Source organism: Mesorhizobium sp. M0626 (assembly GCF_040320665.1).
Classification (GTDB): domain Bacteria; phylum Pseudomonadota; class Alphaproteobacteria; order Rhizobiales; family Rhizobiaceae; genus Mesorhizobium.
Genome location: NZ_JAMYQD010000020.1, coordinates 12,820 through 25,986, shown reverse-complemented (window position 1 = coordinate 25,986; position 13,167 = coordinate 12,820). Strand labels below are relative to the sequence as shown.

General features: G+C 62.3%; 11 protein-coding genes. 2 read left to right on the top strand and 9 right to left on the bottom strand.

Annotation, left to right across the window (positions count from 1 at the left end):
- Positions 1-42: 42 nt before the first annotated feature.
- Positions 43-1,122 (bottom strand): trypsin-like serine peptidase, encoded by a 1,080-nt coding sequence (locus NKI37_RS24740; protein ID WP_352443907.1) that lies wholly within the window; start codon positions 1,120-1,122, stop codon positions 43-45.
- Positions 1,123-1,524: 402 nt separating this feature from the next.
- Between NKI37_RS24740 and NKI37_RS24735 the strand changes: the two genes are divergently transcribed.
- Positions 1,525-2,616, top strand: a complete 1,092-nt coding sequence (locus NKI37_RS24735) for a S1 family serine peptidase (protein ID WP_352746999.1) — start codon at positions 1,525-1,527, stop codon at positions 2,614-2,616.
- An 80-nt stretch (positions 2,617-2,696) separates the two neighbouring features.
- On the opposite strand, the gene mgrA is transcribed toward NKI37_RS24735, so the two are convergent.
- From mgrA to NKI37_RS24700, 7 genes are all read right to left on the bottom strand, one after another.
- Entirely contained in the window at positions 2,697-3,743 is a 1,047-nt protein-coding gene (gene mgrA / locus NKI37_RS24730) for an L-glyceraldehyde 3-phosphate reductase (protein WP_352788364.1), read from the bottom strand.
- Positions 3,744-3,800: 57 nt separating this feature from the next.
- Positions 3,801-4,943, bottom strand: a complete 1,143-nt coding sequence (locus NKI37_RS24725) for a Gfo/Idh/MocA family protein (protein ID WP_352788362.1) — start codon at positions 4,941-4,943, stop codon at positions 3,801-3,803.
- 11 nt (positions 4,944-4,954) lie between these two features.
- Positions 4,955-5,701, bottom strand: a complete 747-nt coding sequence (locus tag NKI37_RS24720) for a sugar phosphate isomerase/epimerase family protein (protein WP_352788360.1) — start codon at positions 5,699-5,701, stop codon at positions 4,955-4,957.
- 118 nt (positions 5,702-5,819) lie between these two features.
- A complete protein-coding gene (locus tag NKI37_RS24715; RefSeq protein WP_023728557.1) occupies positions 5,820-6,920 on the bottom strand; it encodes an ABC transporter ATP-binding protein in 1,101 nt (366 codons plus the stop codon).
- A 5-nt stretch (positions 6,921-6,925) separates the two neighbouring features.
- Positions 6,926-7,861 carry a carbohydrate ABC transporter permease gene (locus NKI37_RS24710; RefSeq protein ID WP_023669802.1) on the bottom strand — a complete coding sequence of 312 codons (936 nt, stop codon included), beginning with the start codon at positions 7,859-7,861 and terminating at the stop codon, positions 6,926-6,928.
- Positions 7,854-8,747 carry a carbohydrate ABC transporter permease gene (locus NKI37_RS24705; protein ID WP_023683029.1) on the bottom strand — a complete coding sequence of 298 codons (894 nt, stop codon included), beginning with the start codon at positions 8,745-8,747 and terminating at the stop codon, positions 7,854-7,856. Before NKI37_RS24705 ends, NKI37_RS24710 begins: the two co-directional genes overlap by 8 nt.
- 81 nt (positions 8,748-8,828) lie before the next feature.
- The gene (locus tag NKI37_RS24700; protein WP_023835023.1) at positions 8,829-10,067 is read right to left on the bottom strand and encodes an ABC transporter substrate-binding protein; all 1,239 of its coding nucleotides are present in this window, start codon (positions 10,065-10,067) and stop codon (positions 8,829-8,831) included.
- A gap of 391 nt (positions 10,068-10,458) precedes the next feature.
- Here NKI37_RS24700 and NKI37_RS24695 point away from each other — a divergent pair, with 391 nt between their 5' ends.
- Positions 10,459-11,502 carry a LacI family transcriptional regulator gene (locus tag NKI37_RS24695; protein ID WP_023683027.1) on the top strand — a complete coding sequence of 348 codons (1,044 nt, stop codon included), beginning with the start codon at positions 10,459-10,461 and terminating at the stop codon, positions 11,500-11,502.
- A gap of 34 nt (positions 11,503-11,536) precedes the next feature.
- Here the strand turns inward: NKI37_RS24695 and gnd are convergent, their stop codons facing one another.
- Positions 11,537-12,964 carry an NADP-dependent phosphogluconate dehydrogenase gene (gnd, locus tag NKI37_RS24690; RefSeq protein WP_352788357.1) on the bottom strand — a complete coding sequence of 476 codons (1,428 nt, stop codon included), beginning with the start codon at positions 12,962-12,964 and terminating at the stop codon, positions 11,537-11,539.
- Positions 12,965-13,167 lie beyond the last annotated feature (203 nt).

Sequence of the window (13,167 nt, the reverse complement as noted above, 5' to 3'; positions counted from 1 at the left end):
GCTGGTTATCGCCGCTGTTTGCCGGCGAAAGATCATTCAGCCTTATTTGTACAGGCTGTTGATCCACGCCACGTTGGCGGCGTTCAGGCGCACCGCAGTGTTGGCGTTGGGGCTTTCGGCCACGTTCACGCCGGTGACGACGCGCTGCTTGGCGCCATTATCATAGGCGTAGACCGAGCTGCCGCTCGATCCCGGATAGGTGTCGCAGTCGTACTGGAAATACTCCGCGCCGACGTTTTCGGCTTTCACTTCGCAGGTCGCCTTCCACATCGTTCCCATCGGCTTGTCGCCGGGGTAGCCAACGATGTTTGCGGTGAAATCGCCGAGGTTCTCATAGTTGGCATAACCCAGCCAGCCGAGATTGGTGCCGACATCCTGCTTCAGCGTGATGATGCCGAGATCCCACGGAATGACCGAGCCGTAGTAACCCTGATAATTGTCGATGAAGCCCTGCAAGATATAGACGCTCTCGTAGCTGAAAGCGCCAAACGGTGCATCGTCGGCGGTGTTGCCGTTGAGCGACGGCACGAAGATGACGTCGTCGAGCCAAGCCTTGTCTTCATTGCTGTAGAGGCAATGCGCCGCGGTGAGCACCGTGCGCGGACCGATCAGGGTTCCCGAGCAGCTGCCGTAACCGCTCTTGGCTTTGCCTTCGATATAGCCGATCGCGGTGAACGGGTACGTCTTGGTGTTCTTGATCTGCTCGCGGTCGTCGGCCCCGAACACCTGGCGGCCGGCTTCGTCGCCGCCCGTCAGCCCGGTCTTGTTGGCCGCTGGTGCGTTAGCGGGCGCATTCAGTTCCTTGATGACAAGGTCCTTCAGCGTCTCGCCGGCATCGATCTTGATGTCCTTGCCATCGGCGGAACGTCCGACGATGCCATAGGATTTGACCGCCGTGCCCTCGTCGGTCAGCGGCGCTGCCCGGCTGGCTTCATCTTCGATCAGTTTCGGCGGCGCGATCGGCTTTGCACGGCCGGGCTGGTAGTCGCCCGTTCCGAGATCGCGCATGCTTTCGCCATTGCCGGCATTCGCTGAGCCGGGATCGGCGGCGAAGGCAGGCATCGTCCACAGTGCGGTGGATAGCAGTGCGGACGCAATGATAGTGCTTGTCAGTTTCGTCATGGTGAGACTCTCCCAAAAGTCAGCAAGGAGTGGAGCAAAATACAGAAATATTGTCGAGATCGTGGTGGAGTTAAAAAATTAGTTTGGTTACCCGCCCGTATCGGATCATCGGTCCGGGCGGCCTCGTTAAAGCCCTCCGCCAAACGCACCCGCGTCGATATACTGCCTAAAATAATCCAACATTGGCAATGACAAATCGCTTCCACGTAGCCCGTGGGGGGCTATAGGGTTTGGGTGGGCTCTGCCCGATGGGGCACGATTAGCAAAAGTCGTATTTCGGTTTTATGACCGCGCGGATGTCGTTCGTTCTGGCAGAAGGCGATCGAGGTACCGGTACCGCTTCTGTTGGTTATGCGTCATGGCGGCATGGCTCGGCATTTTTCATCTCAGGAGGGTTTCAAGGTGAACATTATCCATCGGTTCAGGCCGCTTGCCGCTGCATCGCTGCTGGGCATCGCGGCCGCTTTCCCCGCCGTCAACGCGCTCTATGCAGCCGACGACGCCGTCAGGCCGGAAGCGGCGGTCTCGCCGATGCAGCGCGTTGCCGAAGCCCGGGACAAGGCCAAGGCCGAGAACCCCGACGGCGCCGACCGCGTCTATGGCGGCAAGGAAGCCGATAAGGGGGCCTATCCGTTCCAGGTGGCGCTGCTGACCAGCGCCCGGCTGGACCCCAGCCCGGCCTCGCAGCCAAACGCGCAATTCTGCGGCGGCAGCCTGATCGCGCCGCAATGGGTGCTGACGGCGGCGCACTGCCTCAACGACAAGGGCCGGCCGATTTCGCCCGATACGGTGACCGTGCTGACCGGCGCCACCGATCTTACCGAAGGCAAGCGCTACAAGGTGATCGAGGTTATCGTCAACGAGGGCTACAGCGAACAGACGCTGGACAATGATCTCGGCCTGCTCCGGCTGGCGGAGCCCGCCGATGCGCCGGTCATCAAGATCACCAATGAGCCGACGCCAGACAGCGGCAAGACCACGGTCATCGGCTGGGGCAAGATGCAGGACGGCACCTTCCCGACCGCGCTGATGGTGGCCGATCTCGATCTCGAGCCGAGCGCAGCCTGCAACAGCGGCATCAAGTCGATCTATGCGCATGACCTGAAGGCCGCGCTTGGCGATCTCTCGCACCGGATGCGATATTCCGAAAAGGGCATCGACGCCGCTGCCAATGCAATTGCCGCCGATATGTCGGATCCGCTGACCAAGAACATGATCTGCGCCGGCACCGACAGCGGCGAACGCGATGCTTGCAACGGCGACAGCGGCGGGCCGCTGTTCATGACCGGCGCCAACGGTCCGGTCCAGGTCGGCGTCGTCTCCTGGGGCGAAGGTCCGTCCGACGGCACCGCTGCTTGCGGCCACAAGAACGCCTACGGCATCTACACGCGGCTGGCTAACTACACCGGTTGGATCGAAGCCAAGATGAAGACCCCGGCTCCGGCAGCCGCGGCGGCGCCCAAGGCCGGTCTCGGCACGGCCAAGAAGCCCTGAACGAGCCCGAAGCTTGATAAACGCAAAACGGCGGGATCTTTCCCGCCGTTTTGATTCATGTCCTGTGCCGGCTGTTCCGCTTACTTCCGTGGCGGTCCCTTGCGCTCCGTCGAAGCCGCCCACAGATTGATGTCGGACTCGCGTGCGTAAGTGTCGATTTCGGCGAGCTCGGCATCGCTGAAGTCGAGCACCTTGAGCGCGCCGACGCAGTCCTCGACCTGTTCGGGCCGGCTGGCGCCGATCAGCGCCGAGGTCACCCGGCCCTTGCGCAGCACCCAGGCTAGCGCCATCTGCGCCAGCGTCTGGCCACGCTTGCCGGCGATCGCGTTCAGCGCCTGGATGTTGGCGATGGTCTTTTCGTTGATGAAGGCGGGCCGCAGCGACTTGCCTTGGCTGGCGCGGCTGCCCTCGGGGATGCCGCCGAGATATTTGTCGGTCAGCATGCCTTGCGCCAGCGGCGAGAACACGATCGATCCGACACCGAGCCCTTCCAGCGTATCGAGCAGTCCGTCCTCTTCGACCCAGCGGTTGAGCATCGAATAGCTCGGCTGATGGATGATGCAAGGCGTGCCGAGCTGCTTCAATATGTCGGCCGCCTCGCGCGTGCGCTGCGAATTGTAGGACGAAATGCCGGCATAGAGCGCCTTGCCGGAACGCACCGCATGGTCGAGAGCGCCCATCGTTTCCTCAAGCGGCGTATCCGGATCGAAGCGGTGCGAATAGAAGATGTCGACATAGTCGAGCCCCATCCGCTTCAGGCTCTGGTCGAGGCTCGCCAGCACATATTTGCGGCTGCCCCATTCGCCATAAGGCCCTGCCCACATCTCATAGCCCGCCTTGGTCGAGATGATCAGCTCGTCCCGATAGCCGGCGAAGTCGGTGCGCAATATCTCGCCGAAGGCGATCTCGGCCGAGCCGGGCGGCGGGCCGTAATTGTTGGCGAGATCGAAATGGGTGATGCCGAGATCGAAGGCCTTGCGCGCGATCGCCTGCTTGGTCTTGTGCGGCGTGTCGTTGCCGAAATTGTGCCACAGGCCGAGCGAGATCGCCGGCAGTTTCAGGCCGGATCGCCCACATCTGTTGTAGAGCATTTTCTCATAGCGGTGTTCAGCCGGCTGCCAGCGCATGGGTACAGATCCTGGATTGTATGGGTGTCGGCGCGAGCGCGCCGACACCCTTCTACCTCATTTCTGCTTCGCCAACAGTCCTTTTGCGTCCTTGACGCCGAGTGCAGCCGGCCGCTCGCAGCTGGTCTGCATGGCGACGAACTTGCCGGTCTCGCCCGACCGCAACAGGCCGGTCATGACATCGACGGCATGCAGCGCGAGCTCCATCGAGCAACGATGCGGCCGGCCCTCGGCGATCGCCAGCGCCATGTCGGCAAGGCCTGCGGTGCGGTAGTTGGCCATCATGCCCTGGCCGTGCATTTCGTTGGGCACGCCGAACGGATGCTGCCATTTCGGCAGTTTCTTCACCGGTTTTGCCGCCTTGGTTATGCGCACGTCGCCACCGAAGAAATTCGGATCCGGCACGAACACCGTGCCCGTCTCGCCATAGAGTTCCATCGGCGCGTGACCATGCGCCCAGACGTCCCAGCTGGTGTTGAGCGTGATCACGGCGCCGTTCTCGAACTCCAGCAGGCCGTGGATCGTCGTCGGCGTGTTCACCGGGATTTTTTCGCCCGCGCGCGGTTTCGACGAGATCGTGCGTTCCTTGGCAGGCGTCGTCGCGAAGGCCGCCACCTGCTTCACCGGCCCGATCAGCTGGATCAGGTTGGTGATGTAGTAGGGCCCGATGTCGAGCACCGGCCCGGCGCCCGGCTGGAAGAAGAAATCGGGATTGGGGTGCCAGTGCTCCATGCCGTGGCCCATCACATGACAGGTGCCGCTGGTGATCTTGCCGAGCGCGCCGGTGTCGATGAGGTTGCGCACCAGCTGGTGCGCGCCGCCGAGGAAAGTGTCCGGAGCCGAACCGATGCGCAGCCCTTTCTTCTCGGCCCGGCTCTTGAGGTCGAGGCCTTCCTTGACCGACAGCACGAACGGCTTTTCCGAATAGACGTGCTTGCCGGCATCGAGGATCTGCTTCGACACCCCGTAGTGCACCGCCGGGATGGTGAGGTTGACGACGATGTCGATCTCGTCATCCTTGAGCAGTTCTTCGACGGTCTCGGCGCGCAGCTTGAACTCCTTCGCCCGTGCCTTGGCCGCGTCCATGTTGATGTCGGCGCAGGCGCGCATCTCGATGCCGCGAAACAGAGGCGCCAGCGAGAAATACGCTTTCGAGATGTTGCCGCAGCCGATGATGCCGATACCCAGTTTCTTTGCCATGATGATTGTTCCTAGTAAGCCTTGACGGATGCGAGCGAGCGGCTGGCGAAGCGCTCGATGTCGTTGGGGTTGTCCTGTTCCATCACGTAATATTTGGCCGCGCTCTTCGCCCGAAGTGTCTTGATCAGGCCGGCCCAGTCGATGGTGCCGTGGCCGACATCCGCCCAGCCGTCCTCGTCAAGGCCTTCGCCTGACTTGGCCATGTCCTTGACATGGACGGCGCTGATGCGCTTGCCGTGCTTTTCGATCCACGGCAGCGGATCAACGCCGCCGCGGACTACCCAGGCGACGTCCATCTCCCAGCCGATGTCGGGCGCAGCCGACAGGATGTGATCCTGCGGCACCGAGCCGTCGGCGAGTGTCTTGAACTCGAAATCATGGTTGTGCCAGGCAAAGCCGTAGCCGGCTTTTTTTGCGGTCTCGCCGACCTTGGCCAGACGCTCGCCAAAGCCGCGCCAGCCGGCAGCGTCGGCCGGCCGCTGCTCGGCCAGCAGATAGGGACAGATGACGAGCGTGATGCCGAGTGCGTCGGCTGTTTTGCGTACGCCGTCGAAATCATTCTCCAGCGCATCGATCGAGAAATGTCCGGTCGGCATCGAAAGCCCGTTCTTGTCGAGTTCGGCGCGGAACGCCTTGGGGTCGTCATAGACGCCGCCGAAACCTTCGACTTCCTTGTAGCCGAGCTTACCAAGCATTTTCAGGATGCCGTCCCACGGCTTGAAATTGCGGGCGCTGTAGAGTTGGAATGACCAGTTCATCGTCTCTGTCCGTTTCTTGGGTGGTTAAGGCTTGGGGATGTTTTCGGGGGATCGTTTTCGCGAGATCGTTTTAGGGGGATCGTTCTTGGGAGGATGGTTTGCGGATGATTCTAGAGGGTCACAGGCGATTGCCGGTCGCAGCGTCGAACAGCGAGGCGCGCGCCGGATCGAAACCGAACTGGATCGGATCGCCGCTGCGCAGCGTCCGTTCCGCCTCGACGCGGAAGGAGAGGTTGCGGCCGGCAAGCTTCGTCCACACCAGCGTGTCGGAACCCATCGGCTCCACGATCTCGACCGAACCGCCGGCGGAAAACGGCATCGACTTAGCCGCGTCACCGAAAGCGATATGTTCAGGCCGGATGCCCAGCACGCAAGCGCCGGCCGGGCGCTCCGTGCCGTCAAAGGTATAGCGATCGAGCGGCACCGAAACACCGTCGGTCCTGAACACTGGAGCAGCACTGGCCTCCAGCTCCCCTTCGAGGAAATTCATCGCCGGCGAGCCGAGGAAGCCGGCGACAAACCGGTTGACCGGCCGGTTATAGATCGTCTGCGGCGCGTCAAGCTGCTGGATGACGCCGCCGCGCATGACCGCGATACGGTCGGCCAGCGTCATCGCCTCGATCTGGTCGTGGGTGACGTAGATCATGGTGTTCTGCAGCTTGCGATGCAGAAGCTTGATTTCGACGCGCAGTTCCGAGCGCAGCTTGGCGTCGAGATTGGATAGTGGCTCGTCGAACAGGAAGACGTCGACGTCGCGCACCAGCGCCCGCCCGATCGCCACGCGCTGGCGTTGGCCGCCGGACAAGGCCGCGGGCTTGCGCTGCAAAAGCGGCTCGATCTGCAGGATCTCGGCGGCGCGGGCGATGCGCTTGGCGATCTCGTCCCTGGGCACGCCGGCAACGCGCAGGCCGAACGACAGGTTCTTCTCCACCGTCATTTGCGGATAAAGCGCATAGGACTGGAACACCATGCCGATGCCGCGATCCTTGGGCTCTTCCCAGGTGACGTTCTTGCCCTTGATGAAGATGCGGCCTTCGGAAATATCGAGCAGCCCGGCGATGCAGTTGAGCAAGGTCGACTTGCCGCAGCCCGAGGGACCGAGCAGCACGATGAACTCGCCCTCTGCGACCTCGAGATTGAGGGTCTGCAGCACCGATACAGAGCCGAAGTTCAGGGACAGGTCCTGGATCGAAACGCTGGTGCCGTTGGCTGCCGTCATCGCCATCACCCTTTCACCGCACCGGCGGCGATGCCGCGCACGAAAAGCTTGCCGGAAATGAAGTAGACGATGAGTGGCACAAGGCCGGTCAGGATGGTGGCGGCCATGTTGACGTTGTACTCCTTCACGCCTTGCACCGAATTGACGATGTTGTTGAGCTGCACCGTCATCGGATAGGTGTCGGGGCGGGTGTAGACGACGCCGAACAGGAAGTCGTTCCAGATGCCGGTCACCTGCAGGATGATGGCGACGACGAAGATCGGCAGCGACATCGGCGCCATGATCCGCAGGAAGATGCCCCAGAAGCCGGCGCCGTCGACCCGTGCCGCCCTGAACAGCTCTTCCGGCATCGAGGCAAAATAGTTGCGGAACAAAAGCGTGAGGATCGGCATGCCGAAGATGGAATGGACGATCACCAGGCCGCTGAGGCTGCCGTAGAGGCCGATCTCGCGCAGGATGATGACGATCGGATAGATCATCACCTGATAGGGGATGAAGGCGCCGACGATCAGGATGACGAAGAATGTGTCGGCGCCCTTGAAGCGCCAGTTGGCGAGCGCATAGCCGTTCACCGAGGCGATCGCGATCGACAGCAGCACCGACGGCACGGTGATGCGCACCGAATTCCAGAAGCCGCGCGAAAGCCCGTCGCAATTGAGGCCGGTGCAGGCGGTCGCCCACGCCTTCACCCACGGTTCGAACGTGATTTCGAGCGGCGGCGAGAAGATATTGCCCATCCGTATCTCGGGCATGCCCTTGAGCGAGGTTACGACCATCACGTAGAGCGGCAGCAGATAGTAGACCGCCACCACGATCAGCGTGCCATAGAGGAAGATATTGCGGCGCGAGAAGACATGCCGCGGCTTCGGCCCGCGCGGCCCGGAGGCTTCGCGCTCGGCGGCACCCGCGCTGGCGGGCAAAGGGACGGCCGGGTCAGCCACGCTTCCTGCCTCCAAATTCAAGGTAGGCCCACGGCACGACGACGATCACCACCGAGAGCAGCATCATGGTCGAGGCGGCAAAGCCCTGGCCAAGATTCTGTGCGAAGAACATGTAGTCGTAGACATATTTGGCCGGCACTTCGGAGGCGATTCCGGGGCCGCCGCTGGTCTGGGCGACAACGAGGTCGTAGACCTTGACGATGCCCGACGCGATGATGACCAGCGTGGTGATGAAAACCGGCCGCATCATCGGGATGACGATGAACAGATAGGTCTTCCACATCGGGATCCCGTCTACCCGCGCCGCCTTCCAGATGTCCTCGTCGATGCCGCGCAGGCCGGCCAGCATCAAGCACATGATGAGCCCGGTGCCTTGCCACAGCGCCGCAATCGAAATGCCGTAGATGACGATGCTGGAATTGTAGAGCGGGTCGAAGTTGAAGCTCGTCCAGCCGAGGTCCCGCACCACATGCTGGATGCCGAAATCCGGATTGAGCAGCCACTGCCAGACCAGGCCGGTGACGATGAAGGAAAGCGCGAACGGATAGAGGAAGATGGTGCGGAACGTGTCCTCGAAACGGATCTTCTGGTCGAGAAGCGCTGCAAGCAGGAAGCCGATGACCAGTGAGAACACCAGCGAGATCGCGCCGTAGATCAAAAGGTTCTCGATCGAGATCAGCCAGCGCGGCGTCGCCCACAGCCGGTAATACTGGTCGAGCCCGGCGAAATTCAGCCGTGGCAGCAGCTTCGAATTGGTAAAGGAATAGAACACCGTCCAGACGGTGCCGCCGACGAAAACCACCGACGCGGTGAGGATCATCGGGATCGAGGCGACCTTCGCATTGATGTTGCGGAACAGCGGGTTGGGGCGTTCGCTCTTGCTCATCTCGTCAGCCGGCTGGGTAAGGGCGGTGCGATCCCGGCCCTGCTTTCGCAAGGCCGGGAGCGAGGTGTATTGCCTCCAACGTCAGTCTGCCGAAGCGATGAGGTCGGCGAAGCGCTTCTGCGCGTCTTCGATGGTCAGGTCCGGCTTGGCGAAGAATTCGGCGAAGAGATCTTCCTTCTGCTTCTGGGTATCCTGCGAAAGCAGTTGGTCCGTCCACGGGATGACGGCGCCCTTGGCGAGGATGGCCAGACCCTTCTTCATGCAGTCGTTCGCCGCATTGAGATCGACGTCGCCACGCACCGGCAGCGAGCCCTTCTTGAGATTGAAGGCGACCTGAGTCTTAGGGTCGAGCAGCGTCTCTGCCAACACCTCCTGCGCCTTGGACTTGTCGGCATCCTTGAGCAGCGGGAAATAGAAGGCGTCGCCGCCGGTGGCGATCACTTCGTTCAGACCGAGGCCCGGCAAGCAGGCATAGTCCTTGCCGGCGACCTTGCCGGCAACCTGGAACTCGCCTTGCGCCCAGTCACCCATGATCTGGCCACCGGCCTTGCCGGTGATGACGAGATTGGTTGCCTGGTTCCAGTCCTGCACATTGGTGTTCTTCGCCATCTTGCGGGCATCGTCGGCGGCCTTGAAGACCTTGGCGATCTCGGGCCCGGCGGCGAACTTGGCATCCTTGTCCTTGTAGACCTTAAGGAACGCGTCGGTGCCGCCGACCGCCGCCAGCAGCACGTCGAAGGCGCCGGAAGATTGCCAGGCCTGTCCGCCGACAGCGAGCGGGATGATGCCCGCCTTTTCCAGGGCGGGCGCTGTCGCCACGAATTCATTCCAGTCCTTCGGCAGCGGCACGCCGGCCTTCTCGAAGGCTTCGTTCGACAGCCACAACCACTGCCAGGAGTGGATATTGACCGGCACGCAATAGATCTTGCCGTCGATGGTGCAGCTGTCGAGCAGGCTCTTCGGCCGCACGATTTCCGTCCACTTGCCCTTGGTGGCGACATCGGTGAGGTCGCGCATCAGGCCGGCCTGCACCAGTTCTTCGGCCTGCCGGCCGTGATTGAACTGGGTGGCGCCCATCGGATCGCCGCCGGTGATGCGGCTGATCATGATCGGCCGTGCCGTGCCGCCGGATCCGGCAATGGCGCCGTCGACCCAATGATTGCCGGTGGCGTCGAAGGCCTTGGCGAATTCCGCAACCGCCGCCGCCTCGCCGCCCGACGTCCACCAATGGGTGACTTCCAGGTCGGTGGCGGCCGCCGGGCCGGCAAGCTGAAGCGCGGCCGTCGCGGCAAGGGCAGCGGTCAAAAGTCTATAGCGCATTTCGGTTCCTCCCAGAATCTGAAACGTTACAGATTTTCGATACGGCAATTATGCGGTGCGTGCAACCCCTGAGATAAACGCGCTCGAATGTTTTTTCGAGGCGCGAACAAATTCGTTGCGTGCAAACCGGCAAACTCCGCGCAAAACCGGGTGCTGCGCTGCAAAATCATGCTGCAGCGCAAGAAAACCGTCTCGAACCTGATTCTCGCGCAACGTTTCTGGCCGCCAAAACCCTGCCAAAACCATGGCTTGAGAGACCCACGCGCAGCGATGTTGGAAATCTGTAACGTTTCAGTATATTGAGGCTGACGGCGAAGAACCGTGCCACATCGTCATCGAAGCGATTGTCGGCTGGTCCGGCGGCTGCTATGCGCCTGACGGGGCGGGACGAATGGACAGGGACCAGACGGAGAAGGACGACGAGGCGTCGGCGCATGAGCGGCCGACGCTGAAAACGCTTGCTTTCATGACCGGGCTCGGCGTCACCACCGTCTCGCGCGCGCTCAAGGATGCACCCGAGATCGGCGCCGAGACCAGGCGGCGGGTTCAACTCGTCGCCAGGCAGATCGGCTACCGGCCGAACCGCGCCGGCGTGCGCCTGCGGACTGGCAAGACCAATGTTATCAGCCTCGTGCTCAATACCGAGCGCGAGATCATGAGCTTTGTCTCGGACATCATCTACGGCGTCTCGGAGGTCATTGCCGACACACCCTATCACCTGATCGTCACGCCCTACTCGCGCTCGCAGGATCCGCTGGACCCGGTAAAGTATCTGGTAGAGTCCGGCTCGGCCGATGGCGTCATCATCTCACGCACGCAGCCCAACGATCCGCGCGCCCGCTACATGCTGGAGCGTGGCATACCCTTTGCCACGCATGGCCGCACCGATATGGGGCTTGTCCACCCCTATCACGACTTCGACAATTACGCCTTCGCCGCCGAAGCGGTGCGCCATCTGGCCAGCGTCGGCCGGCGCCGGCTGGCGCTGGTAGCGCCGCCGGTCGGGCTCACCTATTACGACCACACGGTCAATGGCTTTGCCGACGCACTGAGCGAGGTCGACGCCAGCGAAGTGCCGTTCAACGCTGTTTCGATCGACCAGTCGATCGATCAGATCAGGACGCGGACCGCGCAGTTGATGCGCCGCGACGTCAGGCCGGACGGTTTCGTCAGCAGCGCCGCCGCAGCAACGCTGGCCATCGTCGCCGGCATCGAGGATGCCGGCCTGAAACTCGGCCGCGACGTCGATGTCGTGTCCAAGCAATCGTCGGAACTGCTGCATCTGTTCCGCCGGGAGTTGCTGATCGTCAACGAAGATTTCCGCCTCGCCGGCACCGAGCTTGCCCGCGCCGTGCTGGGCTGGATAGGCGGCGCGGCACCTGGCTCTTTGCAGACTGTGGTCAAGCCAGGCGACGTCGTCGCGTATCAGGGCTGACTGGCACGACCTGAGAGGTCCGCCTCACCTGACCCTATCCGGCCGCTCCACTTCCCCATGGCCCATGGAAAGCGCCCTGCTCGCCGATGCGCTCGAAGCCATGCGCGCCGAAGAAGTCGCGCTGCGCCTGGATCAGGTTCGAGGTGCCGCGGCCCTGGCGGTAGCTGTCGAAATAGGCAAGTGCCGACGCCAGTGCAGGCACCGGCGAGCCTGCTTCCGATGCCTTGGCAACGGTGCGCCTAAGCGACGGATGCGCCTCCTGCATCATGGTGGTGAAAGCCGGCGCCATCAAAAGGTTGGTGGACGCGCCGCCCGAGCCGAAGGCTTCCGCCATGGTGTCGAGCATCTGCGAGCGGATGATACAGCCGGCACGCCAGATCTTGGCGATGGTCGGCATCGGCAAGTTCCAGTTGAACTCCTTCGAGGCGGCGCTCATCACCGCGAAACCTTGTGCATAGGCGGCGATCTTGCCGGCGAGCAGCGCCAGCTCCAGGTCTTTCAGAAGTGCCGCCTTGTCGCCGGAGATCTTGATGACGCCGATATTGCCATAGGCTTTTTCGGCCGCCTGCCGCTCATCCTTGATCGAGGACAGCACGCGGGCCGCCACCGCCGCCTCGATGGCCGTCGCCGGAATGCCGAGCTGCTGCGCCTCGATGACAGACCATTTGCCGGTGCCCTTCTGGCCGGCACGGTCGAGGATGATGTCGACCACCGGCTTGCCGGTCTTTGCATCGTCGGCGGCCAGCACCTTGGCGGTGATCTCGATCAGATACGAATCGAGCCGGCCCTTGTTCCAGTCCTCGAAGACCTTGCCGATCTCCTTCGGCCCCATGCCGAGACCGTCACGCAGGATGCCGTAGATCTCGGCGATCATCTGCATGTCGGCATATTCGATGCCGTTGTGGATGGTTTTCACGAAATGCCCGGCGCCGTCTGTGCCAAGCCAGGCAGCGCACGGTTCATCCTTGAACTTGGCCGAGATCGCGGTCAGCACGCGTTCGACGCGCTTCCAGGAGTCTTCGGTGCCGCCGACCATGATCGACGGTCCATGGCGCGCGCCTTCCTCGCCGCCGGATACGCCCATGCCTATGAAGGTGAGACCTGAGCCCGACAGTTCCGAAAAGCGCCGCATCGTATCGCGGAAATTGGCGTTGCCGGCATCGATGACGATATCGTTGTCAGACAACACGCCGCGTAGCGCTTCGATCTGTTCGTCGACCGGCTTGCCGGCCAGCACCATGATGATGACCGGGCGCGGCGGCTTGATCGCAGCTGCCAGTTCCTCCAGGCTGTAGCAGGGCACCACCATGTCCCTGAGCGAACCGGCGCCTTCGAGGAAGGCATCGGTGCGCGCCTTGGTGCGGTTGAAGACGGCGATGCGGTGCCCGTGCTCGGCAATGTTGAGCGCGAGGTTGGAGCCCATTGTGCCAAGGCCGATCAGGCCTATTTCGGCTTTTTCCATCGTTTCTTCCCTGCTTTCGGATTTTGTTGAGGCCGCGTTTTTCGGGATGCCCATTTTTCGGCGAGATGATTGACGGGCCTTTCGCGCCACGTCAACCGCCTCGCCGAATTGTGTTGCGTCGGCGTTGTGTCAGACCGAGTCAGGAAGGGTCAGTTGGTGACCAGGCGACGCCTTGCCGATCGAACATATGACGTTAGGTTGAA